Source organism: Bradyrhizobium sp. USDA 4532, assembly GCF_024171315.1.
In the GTDB taxonomy this organism is placed as follows: domain Bacteria; phylum Pseudomonadota; class Alphaproteobacteria; order Rhizobiales; family Xanthobacteraceae; genus Bradyrhizobium; species Bradyrhizobium australafricanum.
The window spans coordinates 4,587,628-4,604,300 of sequence record NZ_JALJZN010000001.1; the positions used below are offsets into that span (position 1 = coordinate 4,587,628).

The following is a 16,673-nucleotide window of genomic DNA, read 5'->3' on the forward strand; positions in this document are numbered from 1 at the left end:
GGCGGTGCGAGTCGTTAGACCTGTACCCCTCACCCGGATCGCATCTGACGATGCGATCCGACCTCTCCCCGCAAGCGGGGCGAGGTGAAGAGAGATCACGCTCAACGGCCTTCCATTGCCGCGATCATCCATGACCTGATCTCTCGCCCCTCCAGAAATTTCAACGTCGCGCCTTGCACACGCCCAACATCGCCGCTCCCCTGCGCCACGACCGCCATCAGGTCGCAGCGATGCGACACCGCGATGCCGATCGCAGTGCGCTTCCCGTTGGGCATCTCGAGGTCATAGACCCTGATCCGCCCCGGCATATCGGCGACAGCAACGACATCGCCGGCCTTCAGCGGCACAAAGCGCGGGCTGATCATGTCGACGTCGGAAACGCGGTCGACCTCGTCGTCATCGGCGACGCCGCCGTCGCAATTGCAGAAGCCGAGCTTTGGCCTGAGATAAACCTCGACGTCGCCGCCGCACTCGGCCGCACCACACCGGAACGCGCGGCCGGCGGGCCAGCCGTCGCGCGGGAACGGCCAGCCGATCTCGTACCACGCGGCTGCGCGCGGCGGCGCCATCTCGTAGCCGGCGACGGCGGAGAGCCCGCCGAGCGCCAGGACCATCGCCGCGATGACCGGCCATGAGCGCATCATCGCGCGCTCACGGCAGACCGGCGATGGCGCGCGCCGCGCCGGTCAGTTCGAGGATGTGCAGGCCGGTGTTGGCGCGGTCGACCGCGTAGATGTAGCCGCGCTCGTCGGTCTCGACATTATTGGTCTGGATCGCGACCTTGCAGCGGTCCTTGCCGTCGATGGTGACGCATCGCTTGTCGGTCGCCGCCGTGATGGAGGGAATGAAGTAGCCGACTTCCCTGGGATGATAGGGATCGCGGATGTCGAGCGCGCGGACGCCGGCGTTGAAGAAGGCGAGGAAGGCCAGCTTCTTGTAGTAGACCGGCGCCATGCTCTCGTTCGACGAATGCGAGCCGAACCGGCCGCCGCGCTCGCAGAACGCTCCGGAGGCCTCGGGCACCGTATAGCTCGAGATCAGCATCGGCCGCGCCTCGGTGGTGACGTCGGCGAACCACACCATCTGCCGGGCCTCGCCACATTCGTTCTGGATCGCCTCGTCGACGATCATCACGATGTCGCGGCTCTTGCCGTCCTTGTCGCGGGCGAACTCGGCGATCGGCATGCCGGGCATCGGAAACACCGTATGCGCGCCGTTCATGGCGGACAGCGGCATCCGCGCGATCTCCGGGAATTTCAGATTGTCCGGCGTCGGCTCCTTTGGTCCGTTCAGCAGCTTGTCGCGGTCGACGATCTGCAGGAAGCCGCCCTTGTTGGTGCCATAGCCGAAATAGACGCGATTGCCCTGCGGCCCGGTCGAGATCGGCCCGTGCAGTTCGGTCGGCACCGCGCCGGTCGCGCCCGGCTCCTGCCCGGGCAGGCCGAAGTCCCTGATCTTCGTGGGATGCGCGGGATCGGAGAGATCATAGACCTGCGTCATGCGCCGCGTGCGCCAGTCCGGCGCGCCCGACACCAGGAAGGCGATGCCGGTGCCGCATTCCCAAAAACTCTTGTGCGTGTCCTTCAGGCCGCCGATCCGGGTGACGAGCGCCGGATTGGCGGGATCGGCGACGTTCCAGATCTCGTGCGCCTCGCTGCCGAAGGTGCGCAGCATGTAGACCGCTTTGCGATCGCCCTTCGGCAAATCCTTGCCGTCGCAGATCCGCACCATCTGCGCGCCGCCGGATTCATACTTGCCTTCCTGTCCGGGAATGTGCCGCAGATATTTCGGGTGCGCGGGATCGGTGACGTCGACGATCGAGGTGCCGTTCGGCTCGGCCTTGCCGGTCACCGGGTTGACGGGATCGGGAATGTCGTCGGTGCCGCCGTGATGACCGATATAGGCGATCCATTTGTCGCCCTGATGATGAATGGTCGGCTGATAGGCGCTGCGGGCCTGCAAATCGTTGGTTCCAACCAGCCTCATGTTGGAGGCTTCAGGCGGATCGCCGATCTTCTGCTGGGCGCTCGCACCATTCGCGAGCAGGACAAGAACCAACGTGCAGCAAACTGCCGTAACGCGACCGCCCATGCGCACCACCCAATGTTCCACACCAATCTGCGTTGGCTGCCGGCAAGGCTAGCACGGCGCTGCCGATGCCAAAACACACGCTCTTGACATGCAACCATTTGGTTGCCTATTATCCGACCCATGGATGAAGTCTTCAAAGCCCTCGCGGATGCCTCACGGCGAACGCTGCTTGACCGGCTTCACGATCAGAACGGGCAGACGCTCGGTGAGCTCTGCGACGGCCTCGACATGACGCGTCAGGCCGTCACCAAGCACCTTGTGATTCTCGAGGAGGCCAACCTCGTCACCACGATCAAGCATGGCCGCGAGAAGCTGCACTATCTCAACCCGGTTCCGATCCATCAGATCGGCGAGCGGTGGATCAGGAAGTTCGAGCGCGGGAAACTCGCCGCGCTGAGCGAGTTGAAAAGACAATTGGAGAAGCGTGATGAGTAAACCGGACTACGTCTACGTCACCTATATCGAGACCACCGCCGACAAACTGTGGCACGCGTTGACCTCGAGCGAATTCACCGAACGCTTCTGGTTCGGCTATCGCGTCAGCTCCGACTGGAAGGTCGGCTCCCCCTACCACCTCACCAAGGACGGGCGACGCAGCGTGCAGGGCGAGGTGCTGATCGCCGATCCACCGAACAAGCTCGCCTACAGCTGGGACGTCGTGAAGGAAGGCGTCGAGCGCGAGCAGCTCTCGCGCGTGACCTTCGACATCGAACCGCACGGCACGGTCGTCAAGCTGACCGTGACGCACGACAATCTCGGCCCGAAGACGCTGCGCGACATCTCCGGCGGCTGGCCGATGGTGATCGCAAGCCTGAAGAGTTTCCTGGAGACCGGGCGCGAACTGCCGGCCGACCTGCTCACCAGCGGCGCCAGGGAGGCCTACCATGCCTAAGCCCGAATTCGCCTACGTCACCTACATCGAGACCACGCCGGACAAACTGTGGGACGCGCTGACCAAGAGCGCGTTCACGCGGCAATACTGGTTCGACACCGAGCTACAATCGGACTGGAAGGTCGGCTCGCCGCTCGCGCTGGTGATGGGCGGCAAGACCACCGACACCGGTGAGATCCTCGAGGCCGACCGGCCGCGACGCCTCGCCTACACCTTCAAGCACGTGCTCGACGAGGACATGCGCAAGGAGCCGGCAACCAAGGTGGTCTTCACGCTGGAGGCCCATGGCAAGATCGTGAAGCTGACCGTGACTCATGAGGGCTTCGGTGCGGGCAGCAAGCTGCTCGACGGCATTTCCAAGGGCTGGCCGGCGATCCTGTCGGGACTCAAGAGCCTGCTCGAGACCGGCAAGGCGGTCACGATCCCGCCGGCCGCGCTCGGGATCGACGGCTTCGAATGACAATGAAAATCTATCGACGGGTGCGTACAGACATGAACATCGAGAAATTCAAACCGGCAATCGTCTACGCGATCTACATCGCCGCCACGCCCGAGAAGGTGTGGCAGGCTTTGACGACTGCCGAACTCAGCCGGCAGTATTTCTCCGGCAACGCGGTCGAGGTCGACCTTCGGATCGGCGGCGCCTACGTCGTGCGGACGCCCGACGGCGCGCTGCACATCTCCGGCGAGGTGATCGAGTGCGATCCGCTGAAGCGGCTGACCGTCACCTTCAACGTCAACTGGCCGCAGCTGGTCGAAAAGCTCGGGCCGACGCTCGTCACCTGGGAGATCGAACCGGCAGGCGACGGCGTGAAGCTGACGCTCCTGCAATCGCATGACCGTCCGATCAGCGACGACATTCTCGCAGGCGGCCGCACCGGCTGGCCGGCGATCCTCTCCAGCCTCAAGAGCCTCGTGGAGACCGGCAAGGCTATGGTGATCCCGATGCAGCCGCCAGCGCGCATGATGGCCGCGCTGAAGGAATTGGGAATCGCGATGCCGACGTGAGGTTGGCGATACAGCCGCTCCATACTCCGCTGTCGTCCCTGCGAAAGCACTAGTGCATCTACACGTTTGTCGGGCCATTTGCGAGGATTTGGAAGCGGGCCATTCCGGTGTGGAAGGTGATTGGTCCAGGTGGACGGTGGGAGGCGTAGCCGGTCCATCCGCCGAGTTTTGCGATGATCCATGCCGCCCAAGCAAGGGTGTTGGGGCGATGGTGGTTTTTCTGAAGCTCGGTGCGACCTTTCATGGTTTTGTTGATGGCCCTGAGCGTCTCGATCTCTTCTGCGGTGAAGACAAATTCAGCCGGCAATTCTTCGCCACTGTTGCGGGCCTGAACGAGTTGAATGACGATACATGCCGCTCTGATGGCGACCGCCACGAGCTTGATCAGGCCTTCGGCGCTCTCGATCTGACTATCCTCGATGCGCAAACCCTGGCTCTTCAGCGAGCGAAAGAGTTGCTCAATGATCCAGCGCTGGCGGTACCAGGAGACGATCTGCCAGGCGTCTTTAACGGTGGCGACCGGATGAGTGGTCAGGAGCAGCCAGCGAATGGGCTCCGCACCTCTCGGCGGATGCAACTCGACCACTTCTACGAAGCTGAGTTTGATGCCCTCCGCCAAGTCGGTGACGCCGGGCCTCTGCGGCCGCTTGAGCACGACGGTTCCGAAGCGCATCGAGAGATGGGCCTGCCGGCCGCGCCGATCCATTCGCTGCGGCAGATCGATCACCGCGTTGTCGCAGAAGCGGCTCCGCTCGACCGCCTGATAAAGTGTGTCGCCATCGACCAGCGCATGGTCGTGCATGGCACGCGACAGAAGATGGACATTCTCAGCTGGCGTCAGCGCCCAGTGAGCAAAGAAATCCCCCTCGCGGTCGTTGACGACGGTGATCATGCGGGCATCTGCCAGGACGTCGCGGCCTTGCTCGGCGGCCGTCACCCAGCGCGCCGACTCCTTGTCGGCCAAGGCGCGCCGCTCATGCGGGATTTTTACCTTGCCTTTGCGCGTCCAAACGTTGCCGCCAGTAAGGCCAAGACAGACCCCGCTGTCGGCATCCACCGCCATCATCGCATGCAACAGCACGCCGCGAGCATTGCCCTTGCCGACTTTGCCCAGCCCGCGCCGCCGTCCCGCCTGGGTCTGGAACTTGACCTCGCTCGTATCCTGGATCGCCAGCACATGACGCCCGCTGACCGCAGTCCGCGTCTGCGTGCTCCAGCCCTCAATCAATTTATCGATCGTGACTTGGGGGTTGTTCACAAACCGCCAGAACGCCATATTGGCAGCCCAATCGCCCCGGGCCATCTGGCGCAAGCAGACGCTGCGCGTGCAAAGCATAGCCCGGAGAAGCGTCGCCCCCTTTTGTCGAGACGAACGTCCCCGAACTCACCCAAAGACAAATCCGGCTGCATCGCTGGCGCTCCTTCGAATCAAAGCGCCAGTGAGAGAATCATACAACATGCTGCAGAGACGCCACTTCTTGCTGCACCGAGTCAATCTGTCGCGCCCCAAAACCGTGTAGACACGCTAGTGCGAAAGCAGGGACCCATAACCACCGCTCCAAACGTTTAGAGTTCGCTGGGGCCATAGCGTCGCACAACAACTTTACCTTGTGGTTATGGGTCCCGGGCCGCGCTGCGCTTGCCCGGGACGACGACGGAGAAAACTACCCCAGCGCCCTCAGCTCCCGGCGCAGCACCTTGCCCGTCGCCGTCATCGGCAGGCTATCGGCGAACTGCACGAAGCGCGGATACTCGTGGGCGGCGAGCTGGACCTTGACGAACTCCTGGATCTCGCGCGCCAGGGCATCGCCCGGCGCGTAGCCCGGCCGCAGCACGATCCAGGCCTTGATCGATTCGGTGCGGATCGGATCGGGGATGCCGACCACCGCCGACATCGCGACCGCCGGATGCTTCATCAGCGTGTGCTCGATCTCGGACGGGCCGACACGATAGCCGGCCGTGGTGATGACGTCGTCCTCGCGGCTGACGTACCAGAAATAGCCGTCCTCATCCTGCACGCCGAGATCGCCGGTCAGCAGGAATTCGCCGGCATATTTCTTCGCGGTCGCTTCCGGATTGCGCCAGTACTCGATCATGGTGCAGGGGCACGGTTGGCGCACGCCGATGATGCCGCGCTGGCCCCGCGGCAGTTCCGCGCCCTTGTCGTCGACGATGCGGACGTCGAAGCCCGGCGTAGCGCGGCCCATCGAGCCCGGACGGATCGGAAACAGATTGGAATTGCTGCCGATCACGAGATTGCATTCGGTCTGCCCGAACACCTCATGGGCGTCGATGCCGAAGGTGTCGCGCACCCAATCCAGCAATTGGCCGCCGAGCGACTCGCCGCCGGTGAAGATGCTGCGCAGCCTGACGCCGGAATTCTTTACATTGGCCTGCCGCATCAGCTTCAGCGCGGTCGGCGGCAGGAACACGTTGCGGATGCCGAGCTCGGCCATCATCCGCATCGCCGCCTGCGGCTCGAACTTGCGGGCGCGGTGTCCAACCATCGGGATGCCGTGGTACCAGAATGCGAACAGGCCGTTGATCAGGCCGCCGATCCAGGCCCAGTCGGCCGGCGTCCACATCAGGTCGCCGGGCCTCGGCAGGAAGTTGTGGCACATTTCGACATTGGGCAGATGGCCGAGCACGACGCGATGCGCATGTAGCGCGCCCTTCGGGTTACCCGTGGTGCCCGACGTGTAGATGATCAGCGCGGGATCGTCGGCCGAGGTGTCGACGGTCGCGAACTCGGGCGATGCCGACTTGACCGCGCTCCAGAACGGTTTCGTCCCCGCCGGCGTCTTATCGCCGACGATATAGACGCTCTTCAACTCGGGCAGGCGATCGCGGACTTTCGCGATCTTCTCCCAGCCTGCTTCATCGGTGATCACGGCCTTGGCAACAGAATTCGACAGGCGGAATTCGAGCGCATCCTCGCCGAACAGCGCGAACAGCGGGATCGAGATCATCGCTGCGCGAAACGCCGCGAGATGCGCGACCGGCAGTTCGAGCGATTGCGACAGGAACACGGCGACGCGGTCGCCGCGCACCAGCCCGTCGTTGGTCAGCACATTGGCGAAACGGCGCGAGGCGTCCGCGACCTCGTCGAACGAGGTGCGCGTGGTGCCGCCATCCTCGTCGACATAGACCAGCGCGAGCCGCCCGGTGCCGTCGGCATGGCGGTCGCAACACGCGGTCGCCATGTTGAAGCGCGCGGGAACGTCCCAGCGGAAGTTGCGATAGAGCTCGTCGTAAGTAGCGGCTTCCTTGAGCATGGTGTGTGTTGCTTCCGTCCCTCGTCATGGCCGGGCCTTTCCCCTGCCATCCGCATTTGCTGCGGCAGATTGTAGAGACGTCGATGCCCGGGACAAGCCCGGGCTGACGAAGAATGTGATGCCCGGATAAAGAACCCCGGATGGAGCGGTCGCGCGAACGCGCGCCCGATGACAGGCTCCGCGCAATCCGGGGTTCTCATCGAGTGGACAGACTCCCCCGGATTTCGCTTCACTGCATCCGGGCTACGAACATCCTTGAGGAGAAAGCCGTCAGGCTGACGCCCGCTCCATTGCGACCTCGGCCTTGAGGTTATCGAGGTCGCGATAGATCGACGCGACCGCGAGCACGCGCCCGCCGCGCTTGTAGCGCAGCACGCAATCCCTGCCGGCGATGCTGCCGTCCACCGCGATCTCGTCCCACTGCTCGGCATGGCCGACATAGTTGATCGGCACGTCGTAATGCTGGCTCCAGAAGAACGGCACCGCGTCGAACACCTCGCGCTGCCCAAGCATATTCCGCGCGGCGGTCTGGCCCTGGCGCTCCGCCACCACCCAATGCTCGACCCGGATCGTCTCGCCGCTGTGCGGATCGGGCCAGCGCGCGATATCGCCGGCCGCGTAGATGCCGGGAACGCTGGTCTCGAGATAGGCGTCGACTGTCACGCCGCGGTCGATGGCGAGCCCGGCCGCTTCCGCCAGCGCCAGCCGCGGCTTCACGCCGACACCGACCACGACGAGATCGGCATCGAGCACAGGCCCGCTCTTCAGGCGGGCTCGCTTGCCCTCGATCGCGGTCACCGTGTCGCCGAGGTGGAATACGACACCATGCTCTTCGTGCAGCGCACGGACGAAATCGCCCATCTCCGGCCCGAGTACGCGCTCCATCGGCCGCTGTTCCAGCCCGACCACGTGAACCTCGATCTGGCGCGCGCGGAGCGAGGCCGCCACCTCGAGACCGATGAAGCTTGCACCGATCACCACCGCGCGGCGCGCTCCGCTGGCCGCGGCGATGATGGCCCGGCAATCGTCGACGGTGCGTAGCACATGAACGTGGGGCTGGTCCGCGCCCGGGATCGGCAGCCGCACCGGCTCCGCGCCGGTCGCCAGCAGCAGCCGGTCATAGGCGAGCGTTTCGCCGCCGGCGAGCACGACGTTGCGGCGGCCGGTATCGATCGACTTGACCTCGGTCCTGAGTTTCAGATCGATCGCCGCGTCACGATAAAAATCGTCCGGCTTCAGCGGCAGCCAGTCTTCCGGCGCGCTGCCGGCGAGGAAGTCCTTTGACAGGTTCGGACGATCCACCGGCGGCGCGGCCTCGCCGCTCAGCATGACGATGCTGCCGCGATAGTCCTGCCGTCGCAGCATCTCGGCGGCGGCAAACCCCGCCCCGCCGCCGCCGACAATCACGATGCTGCCGGGCGCATCGACCGGGCCCTTGACGCGGAGTTTCGGCTGCGCGCGCTTCTCGCGCACGATGATGCGATCGCCCTCCCGCTCGACCTTCCAGACAGCGAGCGCGTTGAAGGCGGGCGCGGCGGTCGCTTCACCGGTGCGAATATCGAAGCAGGCGTGATGCCAGGGGCAATGGACGGTCTCGCCCTCAAGGAGGCCTTCGGCGAGCGGGCCGTGGTAATGGCTGCAATGCGCGTCGATGGCGAAGATATCCGCCCCCGAGCGCACCAGCAGCACGTCCTCGTCGCCGACATGGCCGAGCAACATCGCGCTCGTGAAGTCGGAGAGGGCAACGCCTTGTGTCAGATCCGGACCGGAAGGAGCTTGCTGATCGGCCATATCATTCCTCCATCGCCCTGTGACGCTCTAAACCGCTATGCCGAGGAATTCCTGGCGGGTTAGCGCATTGTCGCGAAAGCAACCCAGCATGCGGCTGGTCACGAGATCGGTATCCGGCTTGTGCACGCCGCGGGTCGTCATGCAGTGATGCGACGCCTTGATGATGACGCCTACGCCCTGAGGCTTCAAGACGTCGTTGATGGTGTTGGCGATCTGCGCCGTCATCTTCTCCTGGATCTGCAAACGCCTGGCATAGATGTCGACCACCCGCGCCAGCTTGCTGATGCCGACCACGCGGCCGTTCGGGATGTAGGCAACCCAGGCCTGACCGATGATCGGCGCCATATGATGCTCGCAATGGCTCTCGAAGCGGATGCCCCGCAGGGCAATCATTTCGTCGTAGCCTTCGATCTCCTCGAAGGTCTTTTCCAGGATCTCCGCGGGACGTTGGTCGTAACCCGCAAAGAATTCCTCGAACGAACGCGTCACACGCGCCGGAGTTTCAAGCAAACCATCCCGCTCGGGATCGTCACCAGTCCAGCGGATGATGGTGCGGACTGCTGCCTCGACTTCGGCCCGGGTCGGCTTGTCGGATTCGGTTTGAGCGGCTCTTGCACGATCCAGCGCATGCACAATCGGGTTCATCGGGGCCTTTCCTTTGCGGAGTCATCGCGAGGTCATGCCCGTCAGATGCTCCGTCAGCAGAAAGGTTCCCGCAATTCGGTCCGCGGCACTTTGCGCCGCAAGCCAGCCGGGACGAACGGCTAGCCCGTCAGCGCCGCCTTCACCAGGCCGCTGGCCTTGCCGAAATCCATCTGGCCGGCGTATTTCGCCTTCAACGCGCCGATCACCTTGCCCATGTCCTTGATGCCGGCGGCACCCGTCTCGGCGATGATCGCCGAGATCGCCGCCTTCACGTCGTCATCGGACATCTGCTTCGGCAGGTACGCCGAGATCACGGCGATCTCCTCGCGCTCCTGGGCCGCGAGCTCGGCGCGGCCGCCCTTGTCATAGAGCTCGACCGACTCCTGGCGCTGCTTGATCATCTTCTGCAGCAGGCCGAGCAGGTCGGCATCGGAGAGGGGCGGCTTGCCCTGCCCGCGCGCGTCGATGTCGGCGTTCTTGATGGTCGAATTGACCATGCGCAGCGTGGACAGCTTGCGCTCGTCCTTCGCCTTCATCGCTTCCTTGACCGCAGTATTGATGTCGTCGCGCAGCATTTCGTTGTCCTTGAGCCAGCAATCCCCTCATCTAGGCAGTTTGCACCGGCAGAACAACCTAGTTCCTCAGCCATTCGACCAGCGCATCGGCGCAGGCCTGCGGCAGTTCCAGCTGCGGCAGGTGACCGCAATTGGCGAGCACTACAAGTTTTGCGCCGGGAATGCCGTTGGCCATCTCGTCCGACAGCGAATTTGGCACGGTGTTGTCGGTATCCGACGTCAGCACCAAGGTCGGGCACTTGATCCAGGCCATGCTCGGCCGCGAATCCGGCCGGCTGAGCACCGCGTTCTGCTGGCGGATGAAAGCCTCGGCGCCGACGTCCTCGCTCATGTCGTCGACGATCCGGCGCAGGCTTGCATCGCCCTGCCGCGACGGATGCACGAAGCCCGGAAACAGCTCATCGACCACGCTGCGATATTGGCCGCTTCTGGCACGCTCGATCATGCCGCGGCGACGCGCGGTCGCTTCCGGCGTATCGGCCCGCGCCTGGGTGCTCATCAGCGCCAGCTTCGCAACCCGGTCCGGCGCCTGCCGCATGATCTCGAAGGCGATGTAGCCGCCCATCGAGTGCCCGGCGAGCGCAAAGCGCGGCGGCGCCTCGGCCAGGATCCGGCGGGCGATGGCCCCCATATTGTCGTCCCTGATATGGTTGGCGACCGTCACCGGCCCGCATCGCCACAGCGCCGGAATGACGGGGGCGAAAATCCGCGGCGAGCAGATGAGGCCCGGGACGAGCAGGATCGGCATCGTATTATCCATGCGGGAGCTCCGGACGGGTCATTTTCGGCAAGCAAACGGCCGCTTCAGGGAACTTTAGATTAAAAGGCCGTTCGGGCCTGTCAAATCGGCCGGTATTGCCGTGTGAATCCGTGCCCTTTCGCTTTGACGCCGCCGGGTGCGGCGTCTATTTAAAGGGCTCATGACAACATCCGAAAACGCTCCCGCCTGGCCGGACCATAAACCGACCGCGCTCCTTGTGCTCGCCGATGGTACCGTGCTGGAAGGCTTCGGTCTCGGCGCGGAAGGCCACGCCGTCGGCGAGGTCTGCTTCAACACCGCGATGACCGGCTATGAGGAGATCCTCACCGATCCGTCCTATGCCGGCCAGATCATCACCTTCACCTTCCCGCATATCGGCAATGTCGGTACCAACGAGGAAGACATCGAGACGGTGAACATGGCGGCGACGCCCGGCGCGCGCGGCGTGATCCTGCGCTCGGCGATATCAGATCCCTCGAATTACCGCGCCACCCGCCATCTCGACCTGTGGTTGAAGGCGCGCGGCATCATCGGCCTCTCCGGTATCGACACCCGCGCGCTGACCGCGCTGATCCGCTCCAAGGGCATGCCCAATGCGGTGATCGTGCACGCCAGAAACGGCGAGTTCGACCTGCACGGCCTGAAGGAAGAAGCCCGCGAATGGCCCGGCCTCGAGGGCATGGACCTGGTGCCGATGGTCACCTCCGGCCAGCGCTTCACCTGGGACGAGACGCCCTGGGTGTGGGGCAACGGTTTCGGCCAGCAAACCGCGCCGGAATTCAACGTGGTCGCGATCGATTACGGCATCAAGCGCAACATCCTGCGCCTGCTCGCCGGCGTCGGCGCCAAGGTGACCGTGGTGCCGGCGACGACCGCCGCCGAAGACATCCTGGCGATGAAGCCGGACGGCGTGTTCCTGTCGAACGGCCCCGGCGATCCCGCCGCCACCGGCAAATATGCCGTGCCCGTGATCCAGAAGGTGATCGCGTCGGGGACGCCGACCTTCGGCATCTGCCTCGGCCATCAGATGCTTGGCCTTGCCGTCGGGGCCAAGACCATGAAGATGCATCAGGGCCATCACGGCGCCAACCATCCGGTCAAGGACGAGACCACCGGCAAGGTCGAGATCACCTCGATGAACCACGGCTTTGCCGTGGACCAGGCGACGCTGCCGAAAGGCGCGACCCAGACCCATATCTCCCTGTTCGACGGCTCCAATTGCGGCATCGCGCTTGAGGGCAAGCCGGTGTTCTCGGTGCAGTACCACCCGGAAGCCTCGCCCGGCCCGCGCGACTCGCACTATCTGTTCCAGCGCTTCGCCGATCTGATGCGGAAGAACAAGCAGGCCGCGTAGACACACCCGTCATTGCGAGGAGCGCAGCGACGAAGCAATCCATCTATCCCAGCCTGGAGCGATGGATTGCTTCGCTTCGCTCGCAATGACGGAGATTTTTCTCAATGACCGCCCCCGCCACCCCGAAGCCCGTCTACGGCGTCTCCTCGATGGCGGTGATGGCATCGATGTCCGGGCTCGACTTCGTGCGCGGCATCTTCGCCCGGACCCTGCCGGAGCCGCCGATCATGGAGAATGTCGAGCCGTTCGACTGCTCCGCCGAGACCGGCCATGTGGTGATCCACAGCGTCCCGGGCCTGCGCCACTACAACCCGATCGGTTCGGTGCATGGCGGCTACGCCGCGATCCTCTTGGATTCCGCGATGGGGCTTGCGGTGCAGACCACGCTGCCGCAAGGCTTTGGCTACACCACGCTGGAGTTCAAGATCTCCTTCGTCCGCGGCATGAGCCAGGACACCGGCAAAATCCGCACCGAGGGCCATGTGCTCAACGCCGGCCGCCGGGTTGCGACGGCGGAAGCGCGGATTACCGACGACAATGGCAAGCTGCTCGCCCATGCCACCACGACCTGCCTGGTGTTCGAGTTGCCCAAGACGACCTGAAGGCAATCGCGTCTTGGCGCCAGATCTTGGCGCATTGGAGCCATGACGAAGCGCGCTGGATCGCGGCCTGCGCTCTGTGATTGAGTTTCCCTGTCCGAGATCAGGCAAACATGATCCGGCCTGGAAGGAAACGCCGATGATTTCAGCCCATTCAGACATGACCATCCACGACATCCGCGTGACGATGCTGCGGCTGCCCTGGGCCGACGATCCCTGGCTGAAAGGCGCGGCGCTCGGCGCGACGCGCGACATTCTGATCTGCGACGTCGAAACGTCCGGCGGCGTTACCGGCATGGGCTATCTGTTCGTGTTCAAGCCGGCGATGAAGTCGATCGCGGCCTGTCTCGAGGAATGCATCATCCCGCGCGTCATCGGCAAGGACGCCACCGCGATCGAGGCGATCTGGCGCGATCTGTGGACGGCGACGATGACCTATGGCCGCGGCGGCATCGCCACGATGGCCATGTCGGCGCTCGACATCGCGCTGTGGGACGCGGTCGGGAAACGGGCCGGCCTGCCGCTGCACCGGCTGTGGGGGCACTATCGCTCGGAAATCCCGATCTATGGTTCCGGCTGCCTCCGGGGCGCCGGCGGCGACGGGATGATCGAGAAGGCGCTGCATTTCGTGAAGCAGGGCTACAAGGCGATCAAGATGCAGGTCGCGCACGTCCACACGCCGGCGCAGGACCTCGACAATGTGCGCCGCATGCGCGAGGCGCTCGGGCCCGACATCGACATCATGATCGACGTCAACATGGGCTGGAGCGCCGATGTCGCGATCGAGATGGGACGCAAGTTCGAGAAGTACGATATCTACTGGCTTGAGGAGCCGGTGCCGGCCGATGATTTCGCCGGCTATCAGCGGATCGCGGCGGCGCTGGACATGCGCGTCGTCGGCGGCGAGACGCATTTCACGCGCTACGATCTGCGGCCGTTCTTTCTCAATCCCTGCCTGCCGATCCTGCAACCCGACCCGATGCGCGGCGGCATGACCGACCTGCGCAAGATCGCGGCGCTTGCGGACACGTTCGGCATCACGATCGCGCCGCATCTGTTTCCCGAACTCAATGTGCACCTCTTGGCTTCGATTCCGAACGGGATCTGGTGCGAGAACATGGCGCTGATCGACGATCTCTGGGTCGACCCGCCCGAAATCGCCAACGGCATGATCACCGCGCCGGAGCGGCCCGGGCACGGGCTCAGGTTCAGGGAAGACGTGTTGAAGTTCAAAATCTAGCTGGAACGGTTTGCGGACCGACGGTTTGATGGTCTGGAGACCACCTCGCAGCGCTGGAGAGCCACCATGTCGGTCGTCCGTACCGATATCGAACCCCAGACCATCGTCTTCCGGGACGACGGCCTCGTGCCGAACAATCCGATGCCGTTCCTAGTCTACAAGGCCGCCGTCGACGTCAGCAAGAATCCTGAGGCCACCATCGAGCAGCTGTTCGGCGAGAACGGCTGGGGCGCGATGTGGCGCAACGGCGTCTACGACTTCGCGCATTACCACGCCACCGTGCACGAGGTGCTGGGCGTCGCGCGCGGCCGCGCGCGCGTGCAGTTTGGCGGCGAGCGCGGGCAAGCAATCGAGATCGCGGCCGGCGACGTTGCGATCCTGCCGGCCGGCACCGGGCATCAATGCCTGTCGGCGAGCGACGATTTCTGCGTCATCGGCGCCTATCCGCCAGGCCCGCCGATGGATCTGCAGCGGCTGACGCCGGAGAACCACGCCAGGGCGCTGAAGACGATCCCACAGGTTGCGACCCCCGCGACCGATCCGGTGATGGGCAAGGACGGGCCGCTGGTGCGGCTGTGGAAGCGATAAGATCTAGGATGGTCGAACGGGTTGCTCTTGCCCTGCCCCCTCGCGAGAGGTGACCGGATACAGGCAACCTGAATCGATCATCGGAATTGCAGGCCATTTCAATCAAGCCTGCCGGCTTCACATTTCCAAGCTCCTTGATTTAAGTCAGCATCGCTGCGGCGATTTATGCCGCCAATGACACCTTAAAGCGCGCGATTCATCTGCGGGAGTGACAGAGCTTCCGCTTCCGCGTCCGCTGCTGCTCTTTTTGCAGGAGCAATGGAGGTCATACACATCACCTGACGGCATCAGATGCTCCGCGCTTCCCACAAGCAACCGCAACAGAGATCAGGAGAGGAGAATTCGACATGTTTCGAGGAATTCTGACGCTGACATTGTCGCTCTGCATTGGCGCGGCTACCGCGCCTGCAGCGCTGGCCCAGACGGCGCCGGCAATCAACGAGCAGGAGGCACACGCGATCGCGGTGGACGCCTATATTTACTTCTACCCGCTCCTGACGATGGACATCACGCGAAAGCAGTTCACCAACGTCGAGCCCGGCAAGGATAACTTCAAGGGCCCGATGAATACCTTCGTCAACGTGCCCGAATACCCACCGGCGAATTTCAAGGGCGTGGTGCGGTCCAACTTCGATACGCTCTATTCCGTTTCATGGCTGGACATGACCAAGGAGCCGGTTGTCGTCTCCGTTCCCGATACCGATGGACGCTTCTATTTGCTGCCGATGCTGGACATGTGGTCGGATGTGTTCGCCTCGCCCGGCTGGCGCACCACGGGCACCAAAGCGGGGACCTTTCTGGTGACGGCTCCGGGATGGCGGCCTGATCTGCGCGACAGGTTTGCGGAGGAGTTCAAGCTTCCGAAGGATAGCCAGCGCATCGACGCGCCGACGCCTTACGTCTGGGTCATTGGCCGCACCAAGACGGACGGCCCGCCGGACTACGATGCGGTCCACAAGATACAGGCCGGCTACAAGGTCACGCCTCTTTCCGAGTTCGGCAAGACTCAGAAGCCGACCGAGGTCAGGATCGATCCCAGCGTCGACATGAAGACGGCGCCCAAGGTGCAGGTCGATACCATGTCGGCCGGCGTCTACTTCGCGCAGGCCGCCGAGCTGCTCAAGCTTCACCCGCCGCACATCACCGATGAACCAATCATCGCGCAGATGAAGAGGATCGGCATCGAGCCCGGCAAGAGCTTCGAAATCAGCAAGGTGGACCCGGTGCTGCAACGGGCGCTGGAGACGGCGCCGCAGGACGGGCAGAAGCTGATGGCATGGAAGGTGCCGACGCTGGCGCGCGTTGCGAACGGCTGGTCGATGAACACCGACACGATGGGCGTTTACGGCAACTACTATTTGAAGCGTGCGATCGTCGCGCAGCTCGGGCTTGGCGCCAACCTGCCGGAGGACGCGATTTATCCGCTCAATCTCGCCGACAATACCGGCAAACCGCTCGACGGCGCCAACAAGTATACGATCACCTTTGAGAAGGGCGCGGCCCCGCCGGTCAATGCCTTCTGGTCGATCACGCTTTACGACCAGGAAGGATTCCAGGTCGGCAACGTGCTGAACCGCTTCGCTGTGTCCAGCTGGATGCCGTTCAAATACAACCCGGACGGCTCGCTCGATCTCTACTTCCAGAACGAAAGTCCGGGCGCGGACAAACAAGCCAACTGGCTCCCGGCGCCGAAGGGCGCTTTCAACCTGACCATGCGCCTTTACGGTCCGAAATCGGAGGCGCTGACCGGAAAGTGGAATCCTCCGCCGATCGTGCGATTGGAGACAGCGGTGGGTCTGTCAGCTCAGTAGGCTTCAACCGCACTGACCGCAGCCGGGCGGCCAGACCGCAAGCT

Annotated in this window: 17 protein-coding genes; 9 read left to right on the plus strand and 8 right to left on the minus strand. The window is 63.9% G+C overall.

Annotated elements, in window-relative coordinates; translation table 11 throughout:
* Positions 1 to 101: 101 nt before the first annotated feature.
* Both J2R76_RS20920 and J2R76_RS20925 read right to left on the minus strand, forming a co-directional pair.
* Positions 102 to 644, minus strand: a complete 543-nt coding sequence (locus tag J2R76_RS20920; protein ID WP_253624866.1) for a hypothetical protein — start codon at positions 642 to 644, stop codon at positions 102 to 104.
* 7 nt (positions 645 to 651) lie between these two features.
* Entirely contained in the window at positions 652 to 2,091 is a 1,440-nt protein-coding gene (locus J2R76_RS20925) for an LVIVD repeat-containing protein (RefSeq protein WP_375166522.1), read from the minus strand.
* 120 nt (positions 2,092 to 2,211) lie between these two features.
* On the opposite strand from J2R76_RS20925, the gene J2R76_RS20930 reads away from it, so the two are divergent.
* From J2R76_RS20930 to J2R76_RS20945, 4 genes are read left to right on the plus strand one after another with little or no spacing between them, the layout of a single operon-like run.
* Positions 2,212 to 2,526 (plus strand): helix-turn-helix transcriptional regulator, encoded by a 315-nt coding sequence (locus J2R76_RS20930; RefSeq protein ID WP_028343393.1) that lies wholly within the window; start codon positions 2,212 to 2,214, stop codon positions 2,524 to 2,526.
* Positions 2,519 to 2,983 (plus strand): SRPBCC family protein, encoded by a 465-nt coding sequence (locus J2R76_RS20935; protein WP_057018076.1) that lies wholly within the window; start codon positions 2,519 to 2,521, stop codon positions 2,981 to 2,983. Before J2R76_RS20930 ends, J2R76_RS20935 begins: the two co-directional genes overlap by 8 nt.
* Positions 2,976 to 3,443, plus strand: a complete 468-nt coding sequence (locus J2R76_RS20940) for an SRPBCC family protein (protein ID WP_057018077.1) — start codon at positions 2,976 to 2,978, stop codon at positions 3,441 to 3,443. Before J2R76_RS20935 ends, J2R76_RS20940 begins: the two co-directional genes overlap by 8 nt.
* 32 nt (positions 3,444 to 3,475) lie before the next feature.
* A complete protein-coding gene (locus J2R76_RS20945) occupies positions 3,476 to 3,991 on the plus strand; it encodes an SRPBCC family protein (RefSeq protein WP_057018078.1) in 516 nt (171 codons plus the stop codon).
* 58 nt (positions 3,992 to 4,049) lie between these two features.
* Here the strand turns inward: J2R76_RS20945 and J2R76_RS20950 are convergent, their stop codons facing one another.
* From J2R76_RS20950 to J2R76_RS20975, 6 genes are all read right to left on the minus strand, one after another.
* The gene (locus tag J2R76_RS20950) at positions 4,050 to 5,267 is read right to left on the minus strand and encodes an IS4 family transposase (protein ID WP_253624169.1); all 1,218 of its coding nucleotides are present in this window, start codon (positions 5,265 to 5,267) and stop codon (positions 4,050 to 4,052) included.
* Positions 5,268 to 5,655: 388 nt separating this feature from the next.
* Complete coding sequence (locus J2R76_RS20955; protein ID WP_253624869.1) at positions 5,656 to 7,266, minus strand: acyl-CoA synthetase; 1,611 nt, start codon at positions 7,264 to 7,266, stop codon at positions 5,656 to 5,658.
* Positions 7,267 to 7,536: 270 nt separating this feature from the next.
* Complete coding sequence (locus J2R76_RS20960; RefSeq protein WP_253624870.1) at positions 7,537 to 9,057, minus strand: FAD-dependent oxidoreductase; 1,521 nt, start codon at positions 9,055 to 9,057, stop codon at positions 7,537 to 7,539.
* A gap of 27 nt (positions 9,058 to 9,084) precedes the next feature.
* Positions 9,085 to 9,702, minus strand: coding sequence for a GTP cyclohydrolase I FolE (gene folE / locus J2R76_RS20965; protein WP_028333118.1), 618 nt, complete (start codon positions 9,700 to 9,702; stop codon positions 9,085 to 9,087).
* 119 nt (positions 9,703 to 9,821) lie between these two features.
* Positions 9,822 to 10,277: a GatB/YqeY domain-containing protein gene (locus J2R76_RS20970; RefSeq protein WP_028333117.1), complete on the minus strand. Its 456-nt coding sequence runs from the start codon at positions 10,275 to 10,277 to the stop codon at positions 9,822 to 9,824.
* A 58-nt stretch (positions 10,278 to 10,335) separates the two neighbouring features.
* On the minus strand, positions 10,336 to 11,037 hold the full coding sequence (locus J2R76_RS20975) for an alpha/beta fold hydrolase (RefSeq protein ID WP_253624871.1): 702 nt from the start codon (positions 11,035 to 11,037) through the stop codon (positions 10,336 to 10,338).
* Between the two features lie 160 nt (positions 11,038 to 11,197).
* Here J2R76_RS20975 and carA point away from each other — a divergent pair, with 160 nt between their 5' ends.
* The 5 genes from carA to J2R76_RS21000 all read left to right on the plus strand — a co-directional run bounded on the left by carA (position 11,198) and on the right by J2R76_RS21000 (position 16,629).
* Entirely contained in the window at positions 11,198 to 12,391 is a 1,194-nt protein-coding gene (gene carA, locus J2R76_RS20980; protein ID WP_076827979.1) for a glutamine-hydrolyzing carbamoyl-phosphate synthase small subunit, read from the plus strand.
* Between the two features lie 104 nt (positions 12,392 to 12,495).
* Positions 12,496 to 12,993, plus strand: coding sequence for a PaaI family thioesterase (locus J2R76_RS20985; protein ID WP_168855236.1), 498 nt, complete (start codon positions 12,496 to 12,498; stop codon positions 12,991 to 12,993).
* Positions 12,994 to 13,129: 136 nt separating this feature from the next.
* Positions 13,130 to 14,230: a mandelate racemase/muconate lactonizing enzyme family protein gene (locus tag J2R76_RS20990; protein ID WP_253624873.1), complete on the plus strand. Its 1,101-nt coding sequence runs from the start codon at positions 13,130 to 13,132 to the stop codon at positions 14,228 to 14,230.
* Positions 14,231 to 14,296: 66 nt separating this feature from the next.
* Positions 14,297 to 14,818: a cupin domain-containing protein gene (locus tag J2R76_RS20995; RefSeq protein ID WP_229191362.1), complete on the plus strand. Its 522-nt coding sequence runs from the start codon at positions 14,297 to 14,299 to the stop codon at positions 14,816 to 14,818.
* A gap of 347 nt (positions 14,819 to 15,165) precedes the next feature.
* Positions 15,166 to 16,629 (plus strand): DUF1254 domain-containing protein, encoded by a 1,464-nt coding sequence (locus J2R76_RS21000; protein WP_253624875.1) that lies wholly within the window; start codon positions 15,166 to 15,168, stop codon positions 16,627 to 16,629.
* Positions 16,630 to 16,673 lie beyond the last annotated feature (44 nt).

Coding starts and splice junctions, on each gene's coding strand:
- J2R76_RS20920 (WP_253624866.1), bottom strand. CDS start 644: ATGATGCGCTCATGGCCGGTCATCGCGGCGATGGTCCTGGCGCTCGGC.
- J2R76_RS20925 (WP_375166522.1), bottom strand. CDS start 2,091: ATGGGCGGTCGCGTTACGGCAGTTTGCTGCACGTTGGTTCTTGTCCTG.
- J2R76_RS20930 (WP_028343393.1), top strand. CDS start 2,212: ATGGATGAAGTCTTCAAAGCCCTCGCGGATGCCTCACGGCGAACGCTG.
- J2R76_RS20935 (WP_057018076.1), top strand. CDS start 2,519: ATGAGTAAACCGGACTACGTCTACGTCACCTATATCGAGACCACCGCC.
- J2R76_RS20940 (WP_057018077.1), top strand. CDS start 2,976: ATGCCTAAGCCCGAATTCGCCTACGTCACCTACATCGAGACCACGCCG.
- J2R76_RS20945 (WP_057018078.1), top strand. CDS start 3,476: ATGAACATCGAGAAATTCAAACCGGCAATCGTCTACGCGATCTACATC.
- J2R76_RS20950 (WP_253624169.1), bottom strand. CDS start 5,267: ATGGCGTTCTGGCGGTTTGTGAACAACCCCCAAGTCACGATCGATAAA.
- J2R76_RS20955 (WP_253624869.1), bottom strand. CDS start 7,266: ATGCTCAAGGAAGCCGCTACTTACGACGAGCTCTATCGCAACTTCCGC.
- J2R76_RS20960 (WP_253624870.1), bottom strand. CDS start 9,057: ATGGCCGATCAGCAAGCTCCTTCCGGTCCGGATCTGACACAAGGCGTT.
- folE (WP_028333118.1), bottom strand. CDS start 9,702: ATGAACCCGATTGTGCATGCGCTGGATCGTGCAAGAGCCGCTCAAACC.
- J2R76_RS20970 (WP_028333117.1), bottom strand. CDS start 10,277: ATGCTGCGCGACGACATCAATACTGCGGTCAAGGAAGCGATGAAGGCG.
- J2R76_RS20975 (WP_253624871.1), bottom strand. CDS start 11,037: ATGGATAATACGATGCCGATCCTGCTCGTCCCGGGCCTCATCTGCTCG.
- carA (WP_076827979.1), top strand. CDS start 11,198: ATGACAACATCCGAAAACGCTCCCGCCTGGCCGGACCATAAACCGACC.
- J2R76_RS20985 (WP_168855236.1), top strand. CDS start 12,496: ATGACCGCCCCCGCCACCCCGAAGCCCGTCTACGGCGTCTCCTCGATG.
- J2R76_RS20990 (WP_253624873.1), top strand. CDS start 13,130: ATGATTTCAGCCCATTCAGACATGACCATCCACGACATCCGCGTGACG.
- J2R76_RS20995 (WP_229191362.1), top strand. CDS start 14,297: ATGTCGGTCGTCCGTACCGATATCGAACCCCAGACCATCGTCTTCCGG.
- J2R76_RS21000 (WP_253624875.1), top strand. CDS start 15,166: ATGTTTCGAGGAATTCTGACGCTGACATTGTCGCTCTGCATTGGCGCG.